The sequence below is a fragment of the Stenotrophomonas sp. YJH_SMC_20 genome (assembly GCF_059367845.1).
The window spans coordinates 426,351-449,884 of record NZ_JCAFRG010000001.1; the positions used below are offsets into that span (position 1 = coordinate 426,351).

A 23,534-nucleotide genomic window follows, 5' to 3' on the forward strand; every position below is an offset into this window, starting at 1 on the left:
GCCGGCCGCTGGCCGGCAATCGCCCTCCAGGGATACAGAACGACACGCAATTGCGAGCTATTCTCATCAATGATGTAATGGGCAGTCCCCGTCCGCCCCGAACCGTGCCGTGAGCCGTCCTGCCTCTTCCACCGTGCAGCAGCAACAGAACCGTGGCTTCTGGCTGCGGACGCTGCACCAGTGGCACTGGATCAGCTCGGCGGTGTGCCTGATCGGCATGCTGCTGTTCGCGGTGACCGGCCTGACCCTCAACCATGCCGCGAAGATCGAGGCCAAGCCCGAGGTGCAGAACCAGCATCTGGAGCTGCCGGCCGAACTGCTGGGCCAACTGGGCACCCGCGAAGACGGCAACGCGCCGATCCCGCGCCCGGCGCGGCAATGGCTGGATACGCAGCTGGGCATCGCCATTGGCGGCCGCCCGGCCGAATGGTCGGCCGAAGAGATCTACCTGTCGCTGCCGCGCCCCGGTGGCGATGCCTGGCTGAGCATCGATCGCCAGACCGGCGCGGTGGAATACGAATCAACCTCGCGCGGCGCGGTGTCCTACCTCAACGACCTGCACAAGGGCCGCAACGCGGGCCCGGCGTGGGGCTGGTTCCTGGACCTGTTCGCCGTGGCCTGCCTGGTGTTCTGCATCACCGGCCTGTTCCTGCTGCACCTGCATGCGCGGCAGCGGCGCATGACCTGGCCGCTGGTCGGCCTCGGTCTGATGATCCCGCTGCTGATCGCCCTGCTGCTGATCCACTGACTTTCCTTCGTTTCCGGAGCCGCCCCATGCGCGTCACCCTGACCATCGCCCTCAGCGGCCTGCTGGCCACCTCGCCGGCCTATGCCACCACCCTCGACATCAACGTCGAAGTGCCCAAGCTCAACGTGGCCGAGTACCACCGCCCGTACGTGGCAGTGTGGCTGGAAGGCGCCGACCAGAAGGTCGCGGCCAATCTGTCGGTCTGGTACCAGCAGACCAGCAACAGCGAAGGCCACGGCACCAAGTGGCTGCCCGACCTGCGCCAGTGGTGGCGCAAGAGCGGCCGCACCCTGCAGGTGCCGGTGGACGGCGTGACCGGCCCGACCCGCCCGGCCGGCAAGCACGCGCTGTCGTTCAACGACAAGCAGCCGGCACTGAAGCAGCTGGCCCCCGGCAACTACACCCTGGTGGTCGAGGCGGTGCGCGAAGTCGGCGGCCGTGAACTGCTGAAGATCCCCTTTACCTGGCCGGCCACCGCCGCGCAGAACGGCAAGGCGCAGGGCGCCACCGAACTGGGCCAGGTCACCCTGTCCGTCAAACCCTGAGAGGGGACGGAGGGGATCAAGTCGTAGCCCCCTCTTCCTTGCCGCATCACCCGCATCCACTGGAGTCCTCCGCATGAAGCGCACGCTCGTCCTCGCCGCCGCCCTGGCCGCTGCCCTTCCCTTCTCCGCCCTGGCCCACAAGGCCTGGCTGCTGCCCTCGCAGACCGTGATCGCCGGCAACGCGCCGTGGATCACTGTCGACGGTGCGGTCTCCAACGACCTGTTCTATTTCAACCACGTGCCGCTGCGCCTGGAATCGCTGGTGATCACCGCGCCGGACGGCAGCACCGTGCAGCCGCAGAACGCCTCCACCGGCAAGTACCGCAGCGTGTTCGACATCGAACTGAAGCAGCCCGGCACCTACCGCATCGCGTCGGTCAATGACGGCCTGTTCGCCACCTACGAGCAGAACGGCGAGCGCAAGCGCTGGCGTGGCAGCGTTGCCACTTTCGGTGAACTGCCGAAGGATGCGAAGAAGCTGGAAGTGAGCCAGTCGGTCGGCCGCGTGGAGACCTTCGTCACCAACGGTGCGCCGAACGACACCGCGCTGAAGCCGACCAACCGCGGCATCGAGCTGGTCGCGGTCGGCCACCCGAACGATCTGTTCGCCGGCGAGGAAGCCACCTTCCGCGTGCTGGTCGACGGCAAGCCGGCCGCCGGCCTGGAATTCGAGATCGTGCGTGGTGCCACCCGCTACCGCAACGCACAGGACGAACTGAAGGTCACCAGCGATGCCAAGGGCGAGATCAAGGTGACCTGGCCGGAAGCCGGCATGTACTGGCTGGAGACCGGCACCGAGGACAACAAGACCTCGGTGAAGCAGGCCGCCAAGCGCCGCCTCAGCTACGTCGCCACGCTGGAAGTGCTGCCACAGTAATGTGGACCGCGATGCCGGGCAGCCCCGGCATCGCATCTGCAGCACACCACCATGACCGATCCCCAGCTCGACATCGCCCGCCTCGGCGGCACCACCATGGGCACCACCTGGAGCGTGTCGCTGGTTGCGCCGCGCCAGCGCGACCTGCACCTGCTGCATGCCGGCATCCAGGCGCGGCTGGATGCGGTGGTCGCGCAGATGAGCACCTGGGAGCCCGGCTCGGACCTGAGTCGCTACAACCGCGCCAACGCGGGCCAATGGTGCGTGCTGCCGGCTGAAACCCGCCAGGTGCTGGCCTGCGCACAGGCCATCGCCGCCGCCAGCGATGGTGCATTCGATCCCACCGTCGGCCCGTTGGTGGCACTGTGGGGTTTCGGTGCACATGCCGGCGAACGCCGCCAACCCGATGCCACCACCGTGCAGGCCACGCGCGAGCGCTGCGGTTGGCAGCGCCTGCAATGGCGCAGCGATGCGCTGCTGCAACCGGGCGGACTGGAACTGGATCTCTCTGCGATCGCCAAGGGGTTCGGCGTCGATCACGTGGCCGCCTGGCTGCGCGATCAGGGTATCGCTGCTGCACTGATCGAGGTCGGTGGCGAACTGGCCGGCTACGGCCGAAAACCGGACGGCCACCCCTGGCGCGTACTGGTGGAATCCGCACCGGAAGAAGACGCGCACACCGAAACACCACCGCGGGTGCTGGCGCTGGAGGACAAGGCGGTGGCCACCTCCGGTGATCGCTGGCACCAGTACCAGGCCGATGGCCAGGCCTTCAGCCATAGTCTCGACCCGCGCACCGGCATGCCGGTACGCCAGGTCGCCGCAGCGGTCACCGTGGTCGCCGCCGACGCCATGCACGCCGATGCCTGGGCCACCGCACTGACCGTGCTCGGCCACGAACAGGGCATGGCGCTGGCCGAACGCGAAGGCCTGGCTGCACGCTACCTGCAGCGTGCAGCAGACGGCCCGCGGGAATTTCTCAGCAGCGCCTTCCAGCGCCTGCTCGACGAGCAGGACGCATGAGCGCACGTCCATCGCGCGCGTGGCTTGGCAACGCACTGGTCCTGCTCCTGCTGGCGCTGATCGCCTGGGCGCTGCTGCGACTGCATCTCGGCGAAGCCTGGTGGCAGGGCGCGCCGCCGGCACGGCAAACGCAGATCGCGATCATCGCCACCGCACTGTATGCGCTGGCCTGCGCCGCACTGCGGTGGCGTGGGCGACCGCGCGACGATGCTGCCTCTGGCGACGTCGCACCGATCCTGATGGTCTGGTCCAGCCAGACCGGTTTTGCCCGCGAACTGGCCGAACGCAGTGCCGAGGCATTGCGCGGTGCCGGCGTGCCGGTGCGTGTGCGCGGCCTGCATGAGGTCGACGCCACGCTGCTGGTCGACAGCCAGCGTGCATTGTTCATCGCCAGCACCACTGGCGAAGGCGACCCACCCGATCATGCGCTGCCGTTCCTGCGCGGCGTGATGACCTCACCGCCTGCGCTGCAGCACCTGCAGTACGGCGTGCTCGCACTGGGCGACCGCAGTTACGGCCACTTCTGCGGATTCGGCCACCAGCTCGACCAATGGCTGCGCCAGCACGGTGCGCATCCGCTGTTCGATGCGATCGAGGTCGACAACGCCGATCCGGCCGCGCTGCGCCATTGGCAGCAATTGCTGGGCCAGCTCGGCGGCGGCGCCAGCGAACTGCCCGACTGGAGCCCGGCCGAATACCAGCCGTGGACGCTGCTGCAACGTGAGCATCTGAACCCGGGCAGCCCCGGCGGCGCGGTGTATTGGCTGCGCCTGCAGCCCCCGGCCGATGCAGATGCGCAGTGGCAGGCCGGTGACATCGCCGAGATCGGCCCGCAGCACGCACCGCACACCGTGCGTGCCTGGCTGGACGCACAACGCTTCGATGCGGATACCGTACTGGATGACGGGCAGACGTTGCTGGCGCGTGTCGCGCGCTCGCACCTGCCCTCATTGGTTCCCCCGGGTGATCTTCCCGCATTGCTGGCGACCCTGCAACCGCTCCCGCATCGCGAGTACTCGATCGCCTCGGTGATGGCCGACGGTGCGGTCGAGCTGCTGCTGCGCCGCCAGCTGCGCGCCGACGGAACACCCGGCATCGGCAGTGGCTGGCTGTGCGACCACGCGGCCATTGGCGAGCCGGTGCAGCTGCGCCTGCGCCGCAACGACAATTTCCACAGCGTCGCCGCCGAGGTACCGCTGCTGCTGATCGGCAACGGCACCGGCATCGCCGGCCTGCGCGCACACCTGCACGAACGCGTGCGCAGTGGCGCACGCCGTACCTGGCTGCTGTTCGGTGAGCGCACCGCCGCGCATGACTTCCACTTCGGTGAAGAACTGCAGGCAATGCTGGCCGACGGCACGCTGGCGCGGCTGGATGCAGTGTTCAGCCGCGATGGCGGTGCGCATCGCTATGTGCAGGACCGCCTGCTGGCCGAAGCGGCAACACTGCGGCGGTGGGTGGATGAGGGCGCGACGATCCTGGTCTGCGGCAGCCTGCAGGGCATGGCCCCGGCGGTGGATGCGGTGATCGAGCAGGTGCTGGGGACTGCGGACAAGGAAGCGCTGCTGCTGGCCGGTCGTTACCGGCGCGATGTGTATTGAGGTTGCCGCATCCACGCATGGCGTGGATCTACTGAACGCACCGACGCCTGCGAACCGCCTTCTGGTGGGTGCGAACCTTGGTTCGCACCATGACGCAGCATTGGCGGCCGTATCCACGCATGGCGTGGATCTACTGCGCGGCGTGTCCAGGCATGGCAACTACACCCCAGTAGATCCACGCCATGCGTGGATTGAGCCACCGGCGCCCAGGCATCATCCCGCCGCCGCACTGACCCGTATCACCAACAACTCGCCCCCGCCCTGCAACGCGTGCCGCTGACGTTCGCCGGCCGCCAACCACGCGGTATCGCCGGCCTGCAGCGGCGGCAGGCCACTGTCGGCACCGAACGCCGCCTGACCGGCCAACAGATGCAGCGCCCAGGCCACGCCCGGTTCGCAGAAGAAGAACATCGCGCCCACCAGCGGCCGATGCAGCAGTTCGGCCTGCAGCAGATCGCGTTTCCACATCAGGTTGAAATCGTGGGTGGTGCCATCCACCAGTTCGCCGTGCAGCCTTTCCTCTCCCGCAAAGCGCACGCGCCCGTGCGGCGGCAGCACCTGGGCCACGCGGCCATCGTCGAAACGCAGGCGCACGCCATTGCCCTGCAGCAGCACCAGTTCTCGCTCCACGCCGGGGAAGGCGGAGAACGCGGCGTCCTGTTCGATTTCGGCCACCGACAGGCGCAGCGCCCAGTCATCCCCCTGCGCGGGCAGGCGCAGGATCTCGCGGGTCCAGCCCAGGCCGTTGCGCCAACGTTCGCGGCGGTAGTCCAGGCGGGAGATCAACTGGCTCGGAGTGTGCAGCAGGGAGTCGATGTTCATCGGCGCATTGCATCATGCCGCGCGCCGTCGTGCATCACCGCGTGGCGAGCGTGCCCTGGCCACCGCACCCGCCGGCCAGCAGCTGCGAGTGCTTCAGCCAATCCTGGTCGGGGTAGTAAGCAAACACCATCGTGCCGCCGCGCAATGCGTCGATGAGAGGCTTGGCCACCGACAGGCGCACCGCCGGGCAACCCAGGCTGCGACCCAAGCGCCCCTGCAGCTGAGCGGTGGCCGGGTTCACATACGGTGCGCCGTGGATGACGATCGCGCGATCGCGCGCGCGGTCATTGAAGCCCGGTTCCAGCCCGGCCAGGCGCAGCGAATAGCCGTTGCCGCCCATGTAGGTTTCCTGCGCGGTGAACGCGCCGAGGCTGGACATGAAACTGCCATCGCGGTTGGAGAAGTGCTCGGTGCGGTTCTCGCCGCTGTTGCGGCCATGCGCCACCCATTCCTCGAACAGCAGGCGCTGGTGGGCCAGGTCGAACACCCACAGGCGCGGCTCGGTGGACGGGCGCGAGTAATCGATCACGCTGAGCCGATCACCGTTGATGCCCAGCTCCGGCCGCTGCAGCGCGCAGCGCATGGCGCGCGCCGCCAGCTGCAACACGTGGCGGTCGGCCTTGGGCGCACTGCGCGACAGCAGGGCAGCCAGATCATCGGCAGAGGTGGCGAGGGCGGGCGTCTGTGCCAGCGCCGGGGCGCTGGCCGAGGTCGCCAGCAGGCCGAACGCGGCCAGCCGGCACAGGCGGGATGCAGTCATGGGCACAACGAGGGGACTCAGTTGCCCTTGAGGGTGGACCCTGGCGGCTCGGATTCCAAGACCGGCTGCATTCCGGATTCAGCCGGGCTTGGGCGGACCGCCGGCAGCGAGGTCACCAGCAGGGTCGTGCCCGGCACCAGCACCTGGTACAGCTGGCGGGCGAAATCGGCCGGCAGCGCCATCGGCAGCGAGGGCGTGGCCAGCAGGTCCGGCGTGGCCTGGGCGCGATCCTGGCCCAGCAACGGGTAGGCCGTCCACTGGTGCAGGCGCTGGTTCACGTCCAGCGGGCTGGGGGTGTCGCTGTAACCCTGCCCCATCACGAACAGCGTGGTCCCCTGGAAGGCCGGCAGCGCGTCCGCCTTCAACGGCGACTCGCCGATCATCACGCCATCGCGCAGCACGTACAGGCGCTGGTCGTGCAGGCTGACCAGGATGCCGACCTGCCCGGCCGGGGCCGCGCTGTCGTTCCACCACGCCTGCGCCGGCGCTCCGCCCTCTGCCTCCGGCAGGGCCTGCCCACGCGCATTCACGGGTGCCAGTACCGACGGATAGGCCAGGGTCATCGGCGAGCTCTTGGCATCGGCCACGACCACGGTATCGCCACGCTGGGTTTCGCTGAACAGCTTCTGCGCGAAGGCCTGCGGCAGGCGCACGCAGCCGTGCGAGGCGGGATGCCCGGGCAGGCTGCCGCCATGCAGAGCGATACCGTCCCAGGTCAGCCGCTGCATGTACGGCATCGGCGCGCTGTTGTAGAGGTTGGACCTGTGGTCCTTGTCCTTCTGCAGGATGGTGAACACGCCGGTTGGCGTCTCGTGCCCAGCCTTGCCCGAGCTGATCGTGGTCAGGCCGATGGCGATACCGTTGCGGTAGACATAGGCGCGCTGCTCATCGAGGCTGACCACCAGCACGATCGGGCCGGTCGGCGAGATTTCCGGATGCCACAGGTATTCGCCCGGTTTCAGGTCGGTCGGTCCGCGCACTTCAGCGGTGCTGGCTGCGGCCGCGGGCGTGGCTGTCGGCGTCGGCGCAGCGGCGTGGGCCTGCAGTGGCAGGGTCAGTGCCAAGGCGAGCATCAGGGTGGTGGGGCGGTGCACAAGCATCCAGCGGGGTCCTTTCCATGCGGAGCGGCCACCGTACACCATCGGCCCGTGGTGGCCGCGGCAAAACCAGGCGCCGGAAATGAAATTGCCCGGCGACACAGCCATGTGTCGTACCGGGCAATCGTTACGTCCTTGTCGGCCTGCTGCCGCCCCCTCGCATCCTGCGCTGTGGGGGTAGCGTTGCATCCTGCACGCGGCCGCGTCTGTCCTGTTTGTATCTCAGCCCCTTCCACAGGTCTGTGATGCCACCATCCTGGTGAGTGGTGCCGCGTCCTGCGGCGGTCGGTGGTCACGGGCGTCCTGTCCGTGACCGGTGAACCAGCGTCCTGCCGGTTCCGACGATTCCTGCTGTCAGCGCCTCGGTACGGTTCGCACCGGTACCGATCCGGGTACCGGATCCGCCGGCAACAACCTGTTGCCTACGGTGATCCGCTGTCGATTCCGTTCGACGATGGCTTTCCCTATCCCCTTCACCTGCGCCAAGTCCTCGACGCGATGAAACGGGCCGTGTCTGCGCCGGTGCTCGACGATCGCCTCGGCCTTGGCGGCTCCGACCATCGTCAATCCCTGCTGCAGCGCCTGGGCATCGGCGCGGTTGATGTCGATCGGTTCGGCGGCATGCGCCCCGGCGATCCACACGACCAGCACCAGTGCCCTCAACACGACACTCCAAGGCACGACGTGTATCTCCTTGTGATTCTGGACGTCCCGACCGGCAATCCCGTCGGTAGGAACAGTGTCCGTCACCACATGCACACAGCCTATCGGTTTCCTGGATTTCTAAAAGCCAGCCAAATACCCGACGTGATGTAGGAAAAACCCTACCCGTGGCACAGGCGTAGAATGGCGGGATCAGCCCATGCAACCGGAGTTTCAGATGGACAGCGCCAAGCTCGGCCAATTCGTCAATGACAAGTGGGACAGTGAAATCGTCCCGCAGTTGGTCGACTACATCCGCATTCCCAACAAGTCGCCGATGTTCGACGCCAATTGGGTGCAGAACGGCTACATGGAACAGGCGGTCACGCTGATGGAGAACTGGGCCAGGGCCCAGCAGCTGCCCGGCCTGAAGGTTGAAGTGGTGCGCCTGGAAGGCCGCACCCCGCTGATCTTCCTGGAAATTCCGGCCTCCGGCCCGGAAACCGGCGACGACACCATCCTGCTCTACGGCCATCTGGACAAGCAGCCGGAAATGACCGGCTGGGACGACGATCTCGGCCCGTGGACCCCGGTCCTGCGCGGCGACAAACTGTATGGCCGCGGCGGTGCGGATGACGGCTACGCCATCTTCGGCTCGCTGGCCGCAGTGCTGGCGCTGCAGGCCCAGGGCCTGCCGCACGCCCGCTGCGTGGTGCTGATCGAAGCCTGTGAAGAATCGGGCAGCTACGACCTGCCGGCCTACGTCGACCACCTGGCCGACCGCATCGGCAAGCCGTCGCTGGTGGTCTGCCTGGATTCGGGCTGCGCCAACTACGACCAGCTGTGGTGCACCACCTCGCTGCGCGGCCTGACCGGCGGCAACTTCACCGTGAAGGTGCTCAACGAAGGCGTGCATTCCGGCGATGCCTCCGGCGTGGTGCCGTCCAGCTTCCGCCTGCTGCGCCAGCTGCTGTCGCGCATCGAGGACCAGGACACCGGCCGCATCCTGATCGACGGCATGAACGTGGAAATCCCGGCCGAACGCCTGGAACAGGCCAAGCGCGCGGCCGAAGTGGTGGATACCGAGATCTTCGAGAAGTTCCCGATGGTCGACGGCCTGCGCCCCATGAACGAGGACCTGACCGAGCTGGTGCTCAACCGCACCTGGCGCCCGGCGCTGTCGGTCACCGGCGTCGGTGGCATGCCGCCGCTGGAATCGGCCGGCAACGTGCTGCGTCCGCAGACCTCGGTGAAGCTCTCGCTGCGCCTGCCGCCGACTGCCGATGGCAAGACCTGCGGCGAACTGTTGAAGGAAGCACTGCTGCGCGACCCGCCGAACGGCGCGCAGATCACCCTGGACCTGGAAAAGGCCTCCACCGGCTGGAACGCACCGGCCATGGCGCCGTGGCTGACCCAGGCCATTGACGACGCCAGCCAGGCTTTCTTCGGCAAGCCGGCGATGTACATGGGCGAAGGCGGCTCGATCCCGTTCATGGGCATGCTGGGCGAGAAGTTCCCGGGCGCGCAGTTCATGATCACCGGCGTGCTCGGCCCGCATTCCAATGCACATGGCCCCAACGAGTTCCTGCACATCCCGATGGGCAAGAAGGTCACCGCCTGCGTGTCCAAGGTGATCAGCGAGCACTATGCCGCCAGCCTGCGCGGCGAGACCAGCGGTTCGCCGGTGGCTGCCGACAGCGGCACCCGCCACGGCGACCACGGCTGCTGCTGATTACGGCACACCGTGACGGACGCAGCCTGGCCTTGCTAGGCTGCGTCCACCCAAAGCGGAACACATGCACATGAATGGTCTGTTCGGCAGCAGCAGCTGGCTGTACATCCTGCTGGTCGGCTTCGTCGTCGGCCTGCTCGGGCGCTTCTTCATGCCCGGCAACAACCGCATGGGCTGCCTGCTGACCATCGTGCTGGGCATCATTGGCGCGCTGGTGGCCGGTTGGTTCGGCCAGTACATGGGCTGGTACGCTCCCGGCGAACCGGCCGGTTTCCTCGGTGCGGTAGTGGGCGCGGTGGCCGTGCTGGCCGTCCTGCGCCTGTTCAGCGGCCGCCGCTGACCCCGTCCCTCCTTCCCCCTGCTCCCGACGTTGGCGCGCCCGGCGCGCCCGGATATGCCCGCATGACCGAACCCGCCTCCGATCCCCAGCGCAGCGCGCAGCGCCTGCAGTGGGCCCGTACCCAGCTCGATGACGCCAACGCGGTAGTCGAACGCGCTTCGGTGGATGCCGGCATGCGCAGCTACTGGCGTACCACCAGCACGCGCGGCAGCCACATCGTGATGGACGCTCCGCCGGGGCTGGAAGATCCGCGGCCGTGGCTGCGCATGCGCGGCCTGCTGCACGACAACGGCCTGCGCGTGCCTGCATTGCTGGCGCAGGACCTGGAAGCCGGCTTCCTGCTGCTGGAAGATCTCGGCGGCCCGACCCTGGCCAGGATCCTCGACGAGCGCAACGCCGATGAATGGTTCGGCCGTTCGATCGAACAGCTGCTGCGCCTGCAGGCGATCCCGGTACCGGCCGACTTCGGCCAGTTCGGCGAAGCGCTGCTGCAGCGCGATGCCGGCCTGTTCGACGAATGGTTCCTGCAACGCCACCTGCAGCTGGAACTGGACTGCGGCGAGATCGAAGGGCTGCAGCTGGTACACCGCCGATTGATGGACAACGCATTGGGCCAGGCCCAGCTGATGACCCACCGCGACTACATGCCGCGCAACCTGATGCCGGTCGACGACGGCCCCGCGGTGCTGGATTTCCAGGACCTGGTGCGTGGCCCGATCGCCTACGATGCGGTGAGCCTGTTCAAGGACGCCTTCCTGAGCTGGCCGCTGCAGCGCGTGGACGAGTGGCTGGCGCAGTACCACGAGCGCGCACGCGACGCCGGCCTGCCGGTACCCGACCGCGCCACCTTCCTGCGCGATGCCGACTGGATGGGTATCCAGCGCCACGTGAAGATCCTTGGCCTGTTCTGCCGCCTGCGCTACCGCGACAACAAGGGCCATTACCTGGACGACGCGCCGCGCTTCATCGGCTACCTGGATGAAGTACTGCCGCGCTACCGCGAGCTGGCACCGCTGCAGCAGCTGCTGGACGAGCGCATCAAGCCGGCGCTGGCCGAGCTGGGTGCACCGATGCGCGTGGCCCGATGAAGGCGCTGGTCTTTGCCGCCGGCCTCGGCGAGCGCATGCGCCCGCTGACCCTGCACACGCCCAAGCCGCTGCTGGAAGTGGCTGGCAAGCCGCTGATCGTCTGGCACCTGGAACGCCTGGCCGCACTCGGCGTGCGCGAGGTGGTGGTCAACACCGCGTGGCTGGCCGAGCAGTTCCCTGCAACGCTGGGCGATGGCAGCCAATGGGGCGTGCGCCTGCATTTCCTGCACGAAGGGCCGACCCCGCTGGAAACCGGCGGCGGCATCCTCAACGCATTGCCGGTGCTGGGCGATGCCCCGTTCCTGGTGGTGAACGGCGATATCTGGACCGATTTCGATTTCGCCACGCTGCCGCGCGAGCCGCAGGGCCAGGCACACCTGGTGCTGGTCGACAATCCGGCGCAACACCCCGACGGTGACTACCGCCTCGATACGCAGGGGGTGCTGCACCATGACCGCGAAGGTCCCTGCCTGACCTATGCCGGCATCGGCGTGTACCGTCCTTCGATCGTGGCCGACTGGCGCGCGGTGATCGGCGATGCGCCGGGCAGCGAGCGGCTGCCGCCGAGATTCTCGGTGGTGCCGCTGCAGAAGCATTTCATGGCGCAGGGGTTGATGACCGGGCAGCACCATCGGGGGCGCTGGACCGACGTCGGGACCGTTGATCGCCTGCGCGCGCTGGATGCTGAGTTGGCGGCGAACGGCTGAGCCCCTCGTGGCTGGTCGCTCAAATCAACAGCCGTGCTTGGCCGGGCGGTGTGGGTTCGCGGGGGACGCCGTGGACCCGTCCCTGGGGGCTTGGCCGCGGCATCCATGCCGCGGACACCCCCGCGAACCCACCCCGCCCGGCCTCTGACAGTTTCCGTGGGCGTCCAGCCACGGAAAAGAAAAAAGAAAAGCAAAAGCGGGTCGCTTCGCTGCGCTTGCTCTGGTGACGACCAAGGTCGACACCCACCAACAGCAGTCAGCAGTCAGCAGTGCAGTACGCAGTCCCGGCAGATCGCGGCCAACTGTCGAAGGCGGGGTGGATCCGGTTGCGGGGGCGTGAGCCGCATGGATGCGGCGACCGAGCTTACATGGACGTACTTGCAGCGCCCCCCGCAACCGGATCCACCCCGCCATCCCCACGGATAGCCAGCTTTTGACGTTGACGTTGCTTCTGCGGGTGCAGGGCGCAGCCCTGCAAACAAACCCCACCCTCAGTAGCGGGGCCGGCCTTCTTCCAGCACCTGGCGCAGGAACGGCACGGTGATCCGCCGCTTCGCCGCCAGCGATTCGCGGTCCAGCCAGTCCAGCAGCGTGATCAACCCACCCAGCTCGCGCCCGGTGTGCGACAGCAGCCACTCGATGGCCGCTTCGTCGATGGCCAGGCCGCGTCGCAGCGCGCGCTCGCGCAGCACCGCAGCACGACCTTCCTCATCCAGCGGCTGCAGCAGCACGCGCACGCACTGGCCCAGCCGCGAACGCAGGTCCGGCAGTACCAGGCCCAGTTCTTCCGGCGCCTTCTGCGCCGTGTACAGCACGGTCACGCCTGCTGCACGCGCGCGGTTGTGGAAATCAAACAGCGCGATCTCGTCCTCGCGGTTGCCGGCAACCTCGTCCAGCCCGTCCAGCGCCACCAGTTCGCGTGCGTCCAGCCCGTCGAGCGCTGCACGAACGCGGCCGGCGGCGCTGGCCAGTGGCACGTACGTCGGCAGGCGCCCGGCCTGCTCGGCGCTGGAGCACGTCGCCAGCGCCTGGTGGGTCTTGCCGGTTCCCGCAGCGCCTTCCAGGTAGACCCAATCGTGGCTGGCACCGACCGCGATCGCGCGCAGCTGCGCCAGCGCGCCATCCGGCGCGCCGATGAAGGTCTCCAGGCGCTGGTCCCGCGGGTAATGCAGGGCCAGCGGCAGTTGCGGCACGCCCATCACTTCAGGTCGGGGCCCTTGTCGGTCGGAACGATGATATGGGGGGCGTCGACCACGCCATCAAGCACGATCGCCGGCTTCTCGCCCACGTACAGCTCGCTCTGGCGGTAACGCTGGTGGGCATAGCGCAGCAGCACGTTGGTCACCGCCGCCACCGGCAGCGCCAGCAGCATGCCGAGGAAGCCGAACAGCTGGCCGCCGGCCATCACCGCGAAGATCACCGCCACCGGATGCAGGCCGATCTTGTCGCCGACAATGCGCGGGGTCAGTACGTAGCTCTCCAGCAGCTGGCCCACGGTGAACACCACGCCGACCAGGATCAGCAGCTTCAGGTCGAAACCCTGTGCCTGCACCAGCGCGGCAATCACCGCCATCAGCACGCCGGTGGTCGCGCCCAGGTAGGGGATGAAGCTGATCAGGCCGGCAATCAGGCCAATCAGCAGGCCCAGCTTGAGGCCTACCAGCGACAGGCCGCCGGCGTAGATCACGCCCAATGCCAGCATCACCAGGAACTGGCCGCGGATGAACGCCCCCAACACCTCGTTGGACTCACGCGCCAGCGCAGTGATGGTGCCGATGTGGTTGCGCGGAATCACCGAGGCCACCCGCTCGACCAGCTTGTCCCAGTCGCGCAGGAAGTAGAACGCCAGGATCGGCAGCAGCAGGATGTTGACCACCCAGGTCACCATCGCAAAACCCGAACGCGAGACGTAGCCCATGAACGTGGTGGCGACGCCGCCGGCCTGCTGCCAGTGGCTGCGCACCCACTCGATCAGGCGGTCCGGATCCAGCCACTGCATCACTTCCAGGCCGGTCTTCTGCTCGAACCAGGGAATCCCCTTTTCCATCAGCCACGCCTGCGCCTGCGGCGCGACCGCGATCAGGGTGGTGATCTGGCGCTCGATCATCGGCACCAGCACCAGCAGCAGCGCCACGATCACCAGCACCATCGCCGCGAACACCAGCACCACGCCGGTCATGCGCGAGCGGCCGGTGGCCTCGATGCGGTCCACCAGCGGGTCGCCCAGCCAGGCCAGTGCCAGCGCCAGCACGAACGGGGTCAGGATCGGGGCCAGCAGCCACACCACCCAGCCGACCAGGCCGGCGAACAGGATGTACTTCAGCCGGCGCAGGAACTGCGCGATTTCCGCTTCCGGGGTCAGGGTCATCGCAGGCGGTACTCATTGCTGACCGGTGCTGCGACCGGGGCACCGGTGGTGTCGTCGATCGGCGTCGGCAGGGCCGGCAGCGGCGCGCTCGGCACCAGTACACCGTTGTCGCCCAGCATGCGGTTGAAGCCGGCCAGGCCGGTGGTCATCTCCAGGCTCAGCTCCAGCTGGCCGGCCGAAGCATGCAGCGGGGTGACGTTGCGCACCACCGGCACCTCGCGCAGGCCGGCGGCCAGGCGCAGGTAGTCGTCGGCACTGTTGATGCCGGTGACCACCACGCGGTAGGTTCCGGCCTGGCCGACGGCGGCGCCGGCCTTCGCATAGCGCCTGACCAGCGCATCGGCGGCGCCATCGGCGCCGGCCGCCATCGCCCGCATGGCGTTGGCGTCCTTGCTGGTCCACTTGTTCAGCTCACGGCCGTTGTCGACGAACACCCAGTCCGCCTGCCAGCCGCCGTTGGCGCGGTAGAGCTTGCCGATCAGCTGCATCGGCGGTGAGTAGCGCGAGGAGGCGCGGGCCACGGCGGCACTGTCCTGGCGCCAGATGGCACCGGCCAGCGCCTGCTCGGCGGCACCGCCGCTGGGCAGGCCGAGCTTGTAGCCGCGCTCGATGGCGCGGTTCAGCAGTGGGCGGGCGGCATTGGCCTGCTGCACGCTGACCAGGCGCGGTCCGCTGCCGTCATCCACGGCCAGCCACACCACCGGCTTTGGTCGCGGCTGCGGCCACAGCGGCAGGCCCAGCGCCGAGACCAGCGAATCGACGTCGTCCTCGCGGAAACGGGCCACCAGCAGGGTCCGGAAGCTCGGCGCGCCGCTGGCGCCTACGCTCTGGTCCTGCTTGTAGTCGTAGCTGGCCACGTAGTCCTTGGCATTGCGCAGTGCCTGCACCACACCGGGGCGCGACATCACGTTGCGATCACCGGACAGCTTGCCCAGTACCACGCTCAGGGCGCGGGCCAGGGCGCCGTTGCGATCGGCTTCGGCTTGGCTGTTGACGGGCACTTCGGCCTCGTACGCGCCACTGGCGGTGGCGACATCACCCTCGGTGCGAAGGCCGCTCTGGGCCATCGTGGCCACCGGCAGGCTCAGCGCAAGGAGCAGGGTCAGAATCAGGCTGCGGCGCATCAGGACATCCATTGGCTCGACGTATCCGGGGGAATTGTTGCCCGAATACGGCCTTTGCGCCAATGCGGCCTGTTAAAATCGCCCGTTCAACCCCTGCCAGCGCCGACGCCCGTGACCAACACCCCGTCTTCCGCCCCCTCCCCCCTTACCTATCGTGACGCGGGTGTCGACATCGACGCCGGCAACGAGCTGGTCGAGCGGATCAAGCCCCTGGTCAAGCGCAGCTTCCGGCCGGAAGTGATGGGCGGCCTGGGCGGCTTCGGCGCCCTGTTCGACCTGTCCAACAAGTACCGCGAGCCGGTGCTGGTGTCGGGTACCGACGGCGTGGGCACCAAGCTGAAGCTGGCGCACCAGCTGAACCGCCACGATACGATCGGCATCGACCTGGTCGCCATGTGCGTGAACGACGTGCTGGTACAGGGTGCCGAGCCGCTGTTCTTCCTGGACTACTTCGCGACCGGCAAGCTGGACATCGACACCGCCGCGGCGGTCGTGGGCGGCATCGCCAACGGCTGCACCGAGGCCGGCTGCGCGCTGATCGGTGGTGAAACCGCTGAAATGCCCGACATGTATGCCCCGGGCGAATACGACCTGGCCGGCTTCACGGTGGCCGCGGTCGAGAAGAGCGAGCTGAAGGACGGCGCCAGCGTGGCTGCCGGCGACGTGCTGATCGGCATCGCCTCGTCCGGCCCGCACTCCAACGGCTACTCGCTGGTGCGCCGCATCTACGACCGTGCCGGCCGCCCGGCCGAGCTGGAGCTGGAAGGCGGCGTGAAGCTGGTCGATGCGCTGATGGCGCCGACCCGCCTGTACGTCAAGCCGATCCTGGCGCTGCTGAAGTCACACGGCGAGGCCATTCACGGCATGGCCCACATCACCGGTGGCGGGCTGACCGAGAACATCATCCGCGTGGTGCCCGACGGCCTCGGCCTGGACATCCAGGCCTCGTCCTGGACCCTGCCGCCGGTATTCCAGTGGCTGCAGAAGGAAGGCGCCGTGGCCGACAGCGAGATGTGGCGCACCTTCAACTGCGGCATCGGCTTCGTGCTGATCGTCGCGCCGGACCAGGAGGCTGCCGTGTCCGAGGCGGTCAGGGCGCAGGGCTTGGAGCACTGGACCATCGGCCAGGTGGTCACCGCCGAAGGCGCCGAGCGCGTCCACATCGGCTGAGCCCGGCAACCAGGAGCCCGCATGGACGCAACGCCCCCCCTGGCACCCACCCCGGTACCACCGCCGTTGGCGGCGGTGCCGGTCTTCAGCAGGCAGGACGCTGACCACCTGCGCGCGCTGTCCATCGCCCACTATGTGTTCGGTGGCCTGATTGCGCTGCTCTCGCTGTTTTTCATTCTGTACATCGTGCTCGGCATCAGTGCGCTGAGCGGCCATCTGCCGATGAACTCCGGGGGCCAGCCCTCGTCGCCGGCCGAACAGCGCCTGTTCGGCTGGGTGTTCACGGTCCTGGGGACCGTGTTCGTCGCCGGCGGCCTGGGCATGGCCGCATTCGTCATCCATGCCGGCCGCTGCGTGGCCCGGCGGCGTCGTTACCTGCTGTGCCTGATCGTGGCCGGCCTGCTCTGCCTGTTCGCGCCGCTGGGCACCGTTCTAGGGGTGTTCACCCTGGTCACACTGCTGCGCCCGCAGGTGAAGGCCGCCTTCGATGCAGCTGGCACGGCTGCATGACGATGCCGGGCGCGCCTCCGCCATTGCCACAGCAGACCCTGGCGCAGCTGCAGTTGGCCAGCCACCTGCAGACGCTGAAGGTGCTGTTCTACGCGCTGGCAGGTTTCCACTGGCTGGCCGCGTTGGCCTTCCTCGGTTTCATCGGCCTGGTCGCCAGTTCCCGGGGGTTGGACGAGGGCGCGGCGCTGGCCACGGTCTACGGGGTCATTTCGTTGTTGGCGGCGGCGCTTGGCTTCGTACAGCTGCACACTGCGCGCCTGCTGTCGCGCCGCACCGGGCTGGCCTGGTGCCAGCGCGCGGCATGGCTGGCAGTGCTTGCCGGCCCGTTGGGCATGGCGCTGACGGCCTATGCCCGGGTGTTCCTGTCCAAGCCTGACATGGCCGCATTGTTCGACCGCGGCGACCACCTCAGTGCCTGAGCCCGCAGGCAACCCATCGCTTCCTCCTGACCGATCCGACATGTCCGCGCCCGCCACCGCCGCAAACGCCACTGCCCGCGGCTATCGTGTTTCACTGCCCAAGAAGCTGGCCTTCGCCGCCGTACTGGCCGTGTTCCTGGTCAGCTGGATCGATCCGCTGTGGCCCGTCGAACAGGCCCTGCACAGCTCGCTGACCGTCGTCGGCCTGGCTGCCCTGCTCTGGGTGGACCGGCGTGGCTGGCTGGGAAATGGCGCCTTCATCGCGATCTGTGGCTTCATCGCACTGCATTGCGTGGGCGCGCGCTGGCTGTACTCCAACGTGCCCTACGACGCTTGGGCACAGGCGCTGGCCGGCTGGTCGCCGAATGCCGCCTTCGGCTGGCAGCGCAACCACTTCGACCGTCTCATCCACTTGTTGTTCGGCGTCTGCTTCACCCCCGCGCTGCTGCAGCTGGCCCGGCATGCCTGGCCGGCGCTGCGCCTGGGCCAGGCCTTCAGCCTGGCGGTGATGACGGTGATGTGCGCCAGCCTGGTCTACGAGTGGTTCGAGTGGGCCATCGCGCTTGCCCTGTCGCCCGACGCCGCCGAGGCCTACAACGGGCAGCAGGGCGACATGTGGGACGCTCATGCCGACATGCTGCTGGCGACCCTGGGCAGTCTGCTGACCTGGCCGTTGATCCGCCGGAGTGCCCGGCAATGAGCACGCCCACCCGCATTGCCGTGCTCGCCTCCGGCCGCGGCAGCAACCTGCAGGCCATCCTTGACGCAATTGCTGACGGCCGCCTGCCCGCCGAGGTTGTCGGCGTGTTCTCCGACCGCCCAGCCGCAGCCGCGCTGCAACGGGTCGGCGACAGCCTGCGCTGGGCGCATGCACCGAAAGAATTCGGTGACCGCGCCGCCTACGAGCAGGCCTTGGGCGATGCACTGGCCGCGGTCGCGCCGGATCTGATCGTCTGCGCCGGCTACATGCGCATTCTCGGCGCCGACTTCGTGCAGCGCTTCAATGGCCGGCTGGTCAACATCCACCCCTCCCTGCTACCGCTGCACAAGGGGCTGGACACGCATGCGCGGGCGCTGCACGCCGGCGATGCGGAGCATGGGGCCAGCGTGCACCTGGTGGTGCCCGAGCTGGATGCCGGCGCCGTGCTGGCCCAGGCGCGGGTGCCCGTGATGCCCGGCGATGACGCCGACAGCCTGGCGGCGCGTGTGCTGGCGGTGGAGCATCCGCTGCTGATCGCCACCCTGCAGCTGCTGTGCGCCGGCCGCCTGGCTGAACGGGAGGGCCAGCCACTGCTGGATGGTCACCCCCTGTTTAGCCCACTGGTCCTAGATTCCGCCGGGAACCTGAACCGGTAACGCCCACGCACACGCCCCGCTGACTGCGGGGCTGGCATCCTGCCCCCCTCCTGCAGCTCCTGTCCTCCATGAAGACCACGACCCTGCTGTCCACTTCATTGCTGCTGTCGCTTGTCGTGCTTCCCGGCGTGGGTTGGGGCCAGGCACAGGCGCCTGCCTCGCCGGTTCCGGCGTCAGCGGTGCAGCCGCCGGCCGAAACGACGGCCCCGGCCCTGCCGGCATTGGCGTGGGAACCGCCGCCGCTGCAGCCGTTCAGCGCCACCTACCAGGCCTTCTACAAGGGCAAGGAGGCCGGCGACGCCAGCATGCAGGTCACCCACACCGGCGGCAACCAGTGGCGGGTGGACATGCAGGTGGTCGGCCGCCGCGGGTTCGCCAGCGTGCTGGGACTGAACATCGAGCAGAGCACGGTCTTCGAGGAGCGCGCTGGCACCTATGCACCGCTGAGCCAGAGCACGGTGCGCAAGGGCCTGTTTCTCGGCAAGAAGGCGGTCGGCACGTACAACTGGCAGGCCGGTACCGCGCAGTGGAGCGGCGATGTCGAGAAGAAGCGCGCACAGCCGATTCCGCTGCAGCCGGGCGACCAGAGTGCGCTGCTGATCAATCTGGCAATCATGCGCGACGCCCGCCCAGGCGCCGCGATGCACTACCGCTACGTGGACATGGGCAAGGTCCGCCAGCATGACTACCAGGCCGCGCCGCAGACCGAGAACGTCGAGGTCGGCGACCTGTCCTACAACGCGCTGCGGGTCTACCGGACCAACGGCGGCAAAAATGAAACCATCCTCTGGATCGCCAACGGGGTCCCCACCCCGGTGCGCATCCTGCAACGCGAAGACGGCGAAGACCGCGTCGATCTGCGCCTGATCGAATACCAAGGAGTCTGAGCATGAGCATCCCGACCCGCCCCCTCGCCTGGATCGCGGCCGCTGCCCTGTCCGTGGCCAGCCTGCCGGCCATGGCCCTGCAACCTTTCAAGGCGGATTACCTGGCCAGCTACATGGGCATGCAGGCCAACGGCACGATGACCCTGTCCAACGAAGGCAGCAACAAGTGGCGCTACAGCCTGCAGGTGAAGAACCAGCTGGCCGACCTGAGCCAGAGCACCGTGTTCGAGGAAGTGCGTGGGCAGCTGCGCCCGCTGAGCAGCCAGGACCGCTCGGCGCTGCTGGTGAAGAAGCGCAACGTGCAGGCCAATTACAACTGGACCAGCAACCAGGCCACCTGGACCGGCGACATCAAGCCGGACCGTGCCGGCCCCATCGCGCTGAAGGCCGGTGACATGGATGCGCTGCTGATCAACCTGGCGATCACCCGTGACCTGGCCGCCGGCAAGCCGCTGACCTATCGCATGGTCGACGAAGGCCGCATCAAGAACATGACCTACCGCGTGGTCGGCAAGGAATCGATCACCGTGGGCGGCAAGAGCTACGAGGCCACCAAGGTCTCGCGCGCCGACGGCAACAAGGAGCTGATCGCCTGGATCGTGCCGGAGTTCCCGGTGCCGGCGCGCATGCTGCAGCGTGAGGGCGGACGCGATGCGCTGGACCTGACCATCAAGGCGCTGAACTGACCGGAGATCGACGTCATCCACGCATGGCGTGGATCTACTGGAAACCTGGAGTAGATCCACGCCATGCGTGGATGGACGCCCCGGGAAAAACGCCCGCTTTCGCGGGCGTTTTTCTTACTTCTTTTCCTCGGCCGCAGCGGGCTTGAACTCGGTGCGGCAGTCCACGCGGATCTGCTCGCCGGTGCTGCGCCAGACGAAGGTGCGGCAATGACGGTTGCCGTCCTGGCTGTCGTTCACCGCGACCGCGTAGAACGACTCGATGATCTCGTCGCGCGAGACCGTGCCATCGCCGTTCCAGTCCATGTCCCTCTGCTCGATGCCCTGGGTAATGGCGATGTTGGCGTACCAGGCATAGCCCAGCCACGCCAGCACGATCAGCACCAGGGCCAGCAGTGCCTTGCGACGCGGGCTGAACTTGCCACGCAGGATCATGGCACGCGCCGGATGGTGGCGCCGAGCGAAGACAGCTTCTCTTCGATGTTCTCGTAGCCACGATCAAGGTGGTAGATGCGGTCGATGGTGGTCTCGCCGCTGGCCATCAGGCCGGCCAGGATCAGCGAGGCCGACGCACGCAGGTCGGTGGCCATCACCGGCGCACCGCTCAGGTGCTCGCTGCCACGCACGATGGCGGTGTGGCCTTCAACCTGGATGTCCGCGCCCAGACGCAGCAGTTCGTTGACGTGCATGAAACGGTTCTCGAAGATCGTTTCGTTGATCACGCCCACGCCGTCAGCCACGCAGTTGAGCGCCATGAACTGGGCCTGCATGTCGGTCGGGAATGCCGGGTACGGCGCGGTGGTCAGGTTGACCGCCTTCGGCCGCTTGCCCTGCATGTCCAGGGTGATGGTGTCGTCGGTGGTCTCGATCTTCGCACCGGCCTCGACCAGCTTGGACAGCACCGCGTCCATGGTGTTCGGGCGCGCACGGTTGACCGTGACCTTGCCGCCAGTCATCGCTGCGGCCACCAGGAAGGTGCCGGTCTCGATGCGGTCGGGCAGCACTTCGTGGCGGCCACCGGACAGGCGCTCGACGCCTTCGATCACCAGGCGGGCGGTGCCCAGTCCTTCGATCTTCGCGCCCAGCGCGATCAGGCAATGCGCCAGATCGGTCACTTCCGGCTCCATCGCACAGTTGTCGAGGATGGTGGTGCCTTCGGCCAGCACCGCGCCCATCAGCACGTTCTCGGTGCCGGTGACACTGACCATGTCGAAGGTGAAGTGGCCGCCCTTCAGGCGCTTGGCGCTGGCCTTGATGAAGCCGTTCTCGACCACGATCTCGGCACCCAGTGCCTGCAGGCCCTTGATGTGCTGGTCGACCGGACGCGAACCGATCGCGCAGCCGCCCGGCAGCGACACTTCGGCCGCGCCGAAGCGGGCCAGCAGCGGGCCCAGCACCAGGATCGAGGCGCGCATGGTCTTGACCAGCTCGTAAGGTGCCACGTGCTGGTTGACCGAACGCGGGTCGACCACGATCGCGCTGCCGCGCGACAGCGTGCCCTGGTCGATGGTGACCTTGGCACCCAGTTCGCCCAGCAGCTTCACCGTGGTGACCACGTCGTGCAGGTGCGGCACGTTGGTGATCTCCACCGGCGCATCGGCCAGCAGGGTCGCGCAGAGGATGGGAAGGACGGCGTTCTTGGCGCCGGAGATGCTCACTTCACCGTGCAGCGCAGCGCCGCCGGTCACAACGATCTTGGCCATGTATTGGGAATCTTCTGCGGTTCAGCCGGCTTCGGCCGGGGTCACGGTTTTCAGCGCCAGCGCGTGGATCGCGCCGCCCATCAGGTCGCCGAGGGTGGCATAGACCATCCGGTGGCGGGCCAGCGGCATCTTGCCGGCAAAGGCCTCGCAGACCACGGTCGCTTCGAAATGCACGCCATCGTCGCCACGCACATCGGCGCGGGCGCCAGGCAGGCCGGTTTCGATCAGATTGCGGATGGTGTCGGCGTCCAACGGGCTTTCCTAATAAAATGTGCATCCATTCTACTTCCGCTGCGTGGCGTCCGCATGGCCGAATCCCTGTTGCCCCCCCGTTCTGCCGACCCTGCCGGCCTGATCGCCAGTGGCCGCCGCGTGTTCGAGATCGAGCGGCAGGCACTGGAGGCCGTGGCTGACCGCCTCGGCGAGGCCTTCCAGCAGGCCTGCCAGGCGATCCTGGCCAGCCGCGGGCGTGTGGTCGCCACCGGCATGGGCAAATCCGGGCACATCGCCCGCAAGATCGCCGCCACCCTGGCCTCCACCGGCACCCCGGCGTTCTACGTGCACCCTGGCGAGGCCGGACACGGTGACCTGGGCATGATCACCGAGGACGATGTGGTGCTGGCGCTGTCCTATTCGGGGGAGTCGGACGAGCTGCTCATGCTGTTGCCGGTGCTCAAGCGCCAGGGCAACCTGCTGATCTCCATGACCGGCCGCCCGCAGTCCAGCCTGGCCACCGCCGCCGATATCCACCTGGACGTCAGCGTGCCGGCCGAGGCCTGCCCGCTGGCGCTGGCGCCGACCTCCAGCACCACCGCCTCGCTGGCGATGGGCGATGCGCTGGCCGTGGCCCTGCTCGACGCACGCGGCTTCACCGCCGACGATTTCGCCCGCTCGCACCCGGCCGGCAGCCTCGGCCGCCGCCTGCTGCTGCACATCACCGACGTCATGCATAGCGGCGAGGACCTGCCCAGCGTGGGTGCCGACGCCAGCCTCAGCGAGGCGCTGGTGGAAATGAGCCGCAAGCGACTCGGGATGACCGCCGTGGTCGACGCCGATGGCGTGCTGATCGGCCTGTTCACCGACGGCGACCTGCGCCGCGCGCTGGACAGCGCGCTTGACGTGCGTACCGCGAAGATCGCCGACGTGATGACCCGCAACCCGCGCACCATCGGGGCCGACCAGCTGGCCGTAGAGGCCGCGCGGCAGATGGAAACCCAGAAAATCAACGGCCTGATCGTGGTCGATGACCAGGGCCGTGCGGTAGGCGCCCTGAACATTCATGACCTGTTGCGGGCCCGGGTGGTTTAACCGACAGTCCGTAGACCCCATTCA

27 protein-coding genes are annotated in these 23,534 nt (G+C 68.0%); 17 read left to right on the top strand and 10 right to left on the bottom strand.

Translation table 11 applies throughout. From position 1 onward, the window contains the following. The first annotated feature begins 109 nt into the window (after positions 1–109). From AC5P6A_RS01970 to AC5P6A_RS01990, 5 genes are all read left to right on the top strand, one after another. Positions 110–748: a PepSY-associated TM helix domain-containing protein gene (locus AC5P6A_RS01970; protein WP_010483588.1), complete on the top strand. Its 639-nt coding sequence runs from the start codon at positions 110–112 to the stop codon at positions 746–748. Positions 749–774: 26 nt separating this feature from the next. Then, the gene (locus AC5P6A_RS01975; protein ID WP_021202573.1) at positions 775–1,293 is read left to right on the top strand and encodes a DUF2271 domain-containing protein; all 519 of its coding nucleotides are present in this window, start codon (positions 775–777) and stop codon (positions 1,291–1,293) included. A gap of 73 nt (positions 1,294–1,366) precedes the next feature. Next, entirely contained in the window at positions 1,367–2,170 is an 804-nt protein-coding gene (locus AC5P6A_RS01980; RefSeq protein ID WP_005408419.1) for a DUF4198 domain-containing protein, read from the top strand. 51 nt (positions 2,171–2,221) lie between these two features. Further along, positions 2,222–3,193 (top strand): FAD:protein FMN transferase, encoded by a 972-nt coding sequence (locus tag AC5P6A_RS01985; protein ID WP_180876205.1) that lies wholly within the window; start codon positions 2,222–2,224, stop codon positions 3,191–3,193. Then, entirely contained in the window at positions 3,190–4,794 is a 1,605-nt protein-coding gene (locus AC5P6A_RS01990; RefSeq protein WP_180876207.1) for a flavodoxin domain-containing protein, read from the top strand. Before AC5P6A_RS01985 ends, AC5P6A_RS01990 begins: the two co-directional genes overlap by 4 nt. A 213-nt stretch (positions 4,795–5,007) precedes the next feature. Here AC5P6A_RS01990 and AC5P6A_RS01995 read toward each other — a convergent pair whose 3' ends face one another. The 4 genes from AC5P6A_RS01995 to AC5P6A_RS02010 all read right to left on the bottom strand — a co-directional run bounded on the left by AC5P6A_RS01995 (position 5,008) and on the right by AC5P6A_RS02010 (position 8,154). Further along, a complete protein-coding gene (locus AC5P6A_RS01995) occupies positions 5,008–5,616 on the bottom strand; it encodes a HutD/Ves family protein (protein ID WP_111104318.1) in 609 nt (202 codons plus the stop codon). Between the two features lie 34 nt (positions 5,617–5,650). After that, positions 5,651–6,376 carry a murein L,D-transpeptidase catalytic domain family protein gene (locus tag AC5P6A_RS02000; protein WP_019659426.1) on the bottom strand — a complete coding sequence of 242 codons (726 nt, stop codon included), beginning with the start codon at positions 6,374–6,376 and terminating at the stop codon, positions 5,651–5,653. Positions 6,377–6,393: 17 nt separating this feature from the next. After that, entirely contained in the window at positions 6,394–7,476 is a 1,083-nt protein-coding gene (locus AC5P6A_RS02005) for a L,D-transpeptidase family protein (RefSeq protein ID WP_134735829.1), read from the bottom strand. 351 nt (positions 7,477–7,827) lie between these two features. Continuing rightward, positions 7,828–8,154, bottom strand: a complete 327-nt coding sequence (locus tag AC5P6A_RS02010) for a ComEA family DNA-binding protein (protein WP_032955193.1) — start codon at positions 8,152–8,154, stop codon at positions 7,828–7,830. 199 nt (positions 8,155–8,353) lie between these two features. On the opposite strand from AC5P6A_RS02010, the gene AC5P6A_RS02015 reads away from it, so the two are divergent. The 4 genes from AC5P6A_RS02015 (at position 8,354) to murU (ending at position 11,982) form a co-directional block, all read left to right on the top strand. Beyond that, on the top strand, positions 8,354–9,847 hold the full coding sequence (locus tag AC5P6A_RS02015; protein WP_180876280.1) for a M20/M25/M40 family metallo-hydrolase: 1,494 nt from the start codon (positions 8,354–8,356) through the stop codon (positions 9,845–9,847). 70 nt (positions 9,848–9,917) lie between these two features. Further along, positions 9,918–10,187, top strand: a complete 270-nt coding sequence (locus tag AC5P6A_RS02020) for a GlsB/YeaQ/YmgE family stress response membrane protein (RefSeq protein ID WP_019659430.1) — start codon at positions 9,918–9,920, stop codon at positions 10,185–10,187. Between the two features lie 62 nt (positions 10,188–10,249). Continuing rightward, entirely contained in the window at positions 10,250–11,275 is a 1,026-nt protein-coding gene (locus AC5P6A_RS02025; RefSeq protein ID WP_019659431.1) for an aminoglycoside phosphotransferase family protein, read from the top strand. Continuing rightward, the gene (murU, locus tag AC5P6A_RS02030) at positions 11,272–11,982 is read left to right on the top strand and encodes an N-acetylmuramate alpha-1-phosphate uridylyltransferase MurU (RefSeq protein WP_155029073.1); all 711 of its coding nucleotides are present in this window, start codon (positions 11,272–11,274) and stop codon (positions 11,980–11,982) included. Before AC5P6A_RS02025 ends, murU begins: the two co-directional genes overlap by 4 nt. A 491-nt stretch (positions 11,983–12,473) precedes the next feature. On the opposite strand, the gene hda is transcribed toward murU, so the two are convergent. Genes hda through AC5P6A_RS02045 form a run of 3 tightly spaced genes read right to left on the bottom strand, consistent with a single transcriptional unit; the run spans position 12,474 to position 15,486 of the window. Next, entirely contained in the window at positions 12,474–13,181 is a 708-nt protein-coding gene (hda, locus tag AC5P6A_RS02035; RefSeq protein ID WP_021202582.1) for a DnaA regulatory inactivator Hda, read from the bottom strand. Continuing rightward, a complete protein-coding gene (locus AC5P6A_RS02040; protein WP_111099197.1) occupies positions 13,181–14,350 on the bottom strand; it encodes an AI-2E family transporter in 1,170 nt (389 codons plus the stop codon). The genes hda and AC5P6A_RS02040 overlap by 1 nt, the downstream gene beginning before the upstream one ends. Continuing rightward, the gene (locus AC5P6A_RS02045) at positions 14,347–15,486 is read right to left on the bottom strand and encodes a DUF2066 domain-containing protein (RefSeq protein ID WP_019659435.1); all 1,140 of its coding nucleotides are present in this window, start codon (positions 15,484–15,486) and stop codon (positions 14,347–14,349) included. The genes AC5P6A_RS02040 and AC5P6A_RS02045 overlap by 4 nt, the downstream gene beginning before the upstream one ends. 99 nt (positions 15,487–15,585) lie before the next feature. Here AC5P6A_RS02045 and purM point away from each other — a divergent pair, with 99 nt between their 5' ends. The 7 genes from purM to AC5P6A_RS02080 all read left to right on the top strand — a co-directional run bounded on the left by purM (position 15,586) and on the right by AC5P6A_RS02080 (position 20,502). Further along, on the top strand, positions 15,586–16,644 hold the full coding sequence (gene purM / locus AC5P6A_RS02050; RefSeq protein WP_019659436.1) for a phosphoribosylformylglycinamidine cyclo-ligase: 1,059 nt from the start codon (positions 15,586–15,588) through the stop codon (positions 16,642–16,644). Between the two features lie 21 nt (positions 16,645–16,665). Then, positions 16,666–17,154: a hypothetical protein gene (locus AC5P6A_RS02055; protein WP_019659437.1), complete on the top strand. Its 489-nt coding sequence runs from the start codon at positions 16,666–16,668 to the stop codon at positions 17,152–17,154. Then, positions 17,151–17,573: a hypothetical protein gene (locus tag AC5P6A_RS02060; protein ID WP_058979369.1), complete on the top strand. Its 423-nt coding sequence runs from the start codon at positions 17,151–17,153 to the stop codon at positions 17,571–17,573. Before AC5P6A_RS02055 ends, AC5P6A_RS02060 begins: the two co-directional genes overlap by 4 nt. Before the next feature lie 40 nt (positions 17,574–17,613). Then, positions 17,614–18,273, top strand: coding sequence for a DUF2238 domain-containing protein (locus AC5P6A_RS02065; RefSeq protein ID WP_019659439.1), 660 nt, complete (start codon positions 17,614–17,616; stop codon positions 18,271–18,273). Then, entirely contained in the window at positions 18,270–18,929 is a 660-nt protein-coding gene (gene purN / locus AC5P6A_RS02070; protein ID WP_021202586.1) for a phosphoribosylglycinamide formyltransferase, read from the top strand. Before AC5P6A_RS02065 ends, purN begins: the two co-directional genes overlap by 4 nt. A 68-nt stretch (positions 18,930–18,997) precedes the next feature. Continuing rightward, positions 18,998–19,816 carry a DUF3108 domain-containing protein gene (locus tag AC5P6A_RS02075; RefSeq protein ID WP_346714650.1) on the top strand — a complete coding sequence of 273 codons (819 nt, stop codon included), beginning with the start codon at positions 18,998–19,000 and terminating at the stop codon, positions 19,814–19,816. Positions 19,817–19,818: 2 nt separating this feature from the next. Continuing rightward, positions 19,819–20,502 carry a DUF3108 domain-containing protein gene (locus AC5P6A_RS02080; protein ID WP_019659442.1) on the top strand — a complete coding sequence of 228 codons (684 nt, stop codon included), beginning with the start codon at positions 19,819–19,821 and terminating at the stop codon, positions 20,500–20,502. A 114-nt stretch (positions 20,503–20,616) separates the two neighbouring features. On the opposite strand, the gene AC5P6A_RS02085 is transcribed toward AC5P6A_RS02080, so the two are convergent. The 3 genes from AC5P6A_RS02085 to AC5P6A_RS02095 are packed head-to-tail and all read right to left on the bottom strand — an operon-like array spanning position 20,617 to position 22,454. Further along, the gene (locus tag AC5P6A_RS02085; RefSeq protein ID WP_019659443.1) at positions 20,617–20,934 is read right to left on the bottom strand and encodes a hypothetical protein; all 318 of its coding nucleotides are present in this window, start codon (positions 20,932–20,934) and stop codon (positions 20,617–20,619) included. Then, positions 20,931–22,202, bottom strand: coding sequence for a UDP-N-acetylglucosamine 1-carboxyvinyltransferase (murA, locus tag AC5P6A_RS02090; RefSeq protein ID WP_019659444.1), 1,272 nt, complete (start codon positions 22,200–22,202; stop codon positions 20,931–20,933). The genes AC5P6A_RS02085 and murA overlap by 4 nt, the downstream gene beginning before the upstream one ends. Positions 22,203–22,223: 21 nt before the next feature. Continuing rightward, positions 22,224–22,454: a BolA family protein gene (locus tag AC5P6A_RS02095; protein ID WP_021202589.1), complete on the bottom strand. Its 231-nt coding sequence runs from the start codon at positions 22,452–22,454 to the stop codon at positions 22,224–22,226. Between the two features lie 54 nt (positions 22,455–22,508). On the opposite strand from AC5P6A_RS02095, the gene AC5P6A_RS02100 reads away from it, so the two are divergent. Then, positions 22,509–23,510, top strand: a complete 1,002-nt coding sequence (locus tag AC5P6A_RS02100; RefSeq protein WP_019659445.1) for a KpsF/GutQ family sugar-phosphate isomerase — start codon at positions 22,509–22,511, stop codon at positions 23,508–23,510. Positions 23,511–23,534: the final 24 nt, after the last annotated feature.

Excerpts from the sequence above, each read along its gene's own strand:
- AC5P6A_RS02005 (WP_134735829.1), bottom strand. The coding sequence starts at position 7,476 with ATGCTTGTGCACCGCCCCACCACCCTGATGCTCGCCTTGGCACTGACC.
- AC5P6A_RS01985 (WP_180876205.1), top strand. The coding sequence starts at position 2,222 with ATGACCGATCCCCAGCTCGACATCGCCCGCCTCGGCGGCACCACCATG.
- AC5P6A_RS02100 (WP_019659445.1), top strand. The coding sequence starts at position 22,509 with ATGGCCGAATCCCTGTTGCCCCCCCGTTCTGCCGACCCTGCCGGCCTG.
- AC5P6A_RS02045 (WP_019659435.1), bottom strand. The coding sequence starts at position 15,486 with ATGGATGTCCTGATGCGCCGCAGCCTGATTCTGACCCTGCTCCTTGCG.
- murA (WP_019659444.1), bottom strand. The coding sequence starts at position 22,202 with ATGGCCAAGATCGTTGTGACCGGCGGCGCTGCGCTGCACGGTGAAGTG.
- purN (WP_021202586.1), top strand. The coding sequence starts at position 18,270 with ATGAGCACGCCCACCCGCATTGCCGTGCTCGCCTCCGGCCGCGGCAGC.
- AC5P6A_RS02075 (WP_346714650.1), top strand. The coding sequence starts at position 18,998 with ATGAAGACCACGACCCTGCTGTCCACTTCATTGCTGCTGTCGCTTGTC.
- AC5P6A_RS01975 (WP_021202573.1), top strand. The coding sequence starts at position 775 with ATGCGCGTCACCCTGACCATCGCCCTCAGCGGCCTGCTGGCCACCTCG.
- AC5P6A_RS01980 (WP_005408419.1), top strand. The coding sequence starts at position 1,367 with ATGAAGCGCACGCTCGTCCTCGCCGCCGCCCTGGCCGCTGCCCTTCCC.
- AC5P6A_RS02055 (WP_019659437.1), top strand. The coding sequence starts at position 16,666 with ATGGACGCAACGCCCCCCCTGGCACCCACCCCGGTACCACCGCCGTTG.
- AC5P6A_RS01995 (WP_111104318.1), bottom strand. The coding sequence starts at position 5,616 with ATGAACATCGACTCCCTGCTGCACACTCCGAGCCAGTTGATCTCCCGC.
- AC5P6A_RS02020 (WP_019659430.1), top strand. The coding sequence starts at position 9,918 with ATGAATGGTCTGTTCGGCAGCAGCAGCTGGCTGTACATCCTGCTGGTC.
- AC5P6A_RS02060 (WP_058979369.1), top strand. The coding sequence starts at position 17,151 with ATGACGATGCCGGGCGCGCCTCCGCCATTGCCACAGCAGACCCTGGCG.
- hda (WP_021202582.1), bottom strand. The coding sequence starts at position 13,181 with ATGGGCGTGCCGCAACTGCCGCTGGCCCTGCATTACCCGCGGGACCAG.
- AC5P6A_RS02080 (WP_019659442.1), top strand. The coding sequence starts at position 19,819 with ATGAGCATCCCGACCCGCCCCCTCGCCTGGATCGCGGCCGCTGCCCTG.
- AC5P6A_RS02040 (WP_111099197.1), bottom strand. The coding sequence starts at position 14,350 with ATGACCCTGACCCCGGAAGCGGAAATCGCGCAGTTCCTGCGCCGGCTG.
- AC5P6A_RS02085 (WP_019659443.1), bottom strand. The coding sequence starts at position 20,934 with ATGATCCTGCGTGGCAAGTTCAGCCCGCGTCGCAAGGCACTGCTGGCC.
- AC5P6A_RS02065 (WP_019659439.1), top strand. The coding sequence starts at position 17,614 with ATGTCCGCGCCCGCCACCGCCGCAAACGCCACTGCCCGCGGCTATCGT.
- AC5P6A_RS02015 (WP_180876280.1), top strand. The coding sequence starts at position 8,354 with ATGGACAGCGCCAAGCTCGGCCAATTCGTCAATGACAAGTGGGACAGT.
- AC5P6A_RS01990 (WP_180876207.1), top strand. The coding sequence starts at position 3,190 with ATGAGCGCACGTCCATCGCGCGCGTGGCTTGGCAACGCACTGGTCCTG.
- AC5P6A_RS02000 (WP_019659426.1), bottom strand. The coding sequence starts at position 6,376 with ATGACTGCATCCCGCCTGTGCCGGCTGGCCGCGTTCGGCCTGCTGGCG.
- AC5P6A_RS02025 (WP_019659431.1), top strand. The coding sequence starts at position 10,250 with ATGACCGAACCCGCCTCCGATCCCCAGCGCAGCGCGCAGCGCCTGCAG.
- murU (WP_155029073.1), top strand. The coding sequence starts at position 11,272 with ATGAAGGCGCTGGTCTTTGCCGCCGGCCTCGGCGAGCGCATGCGCCCG.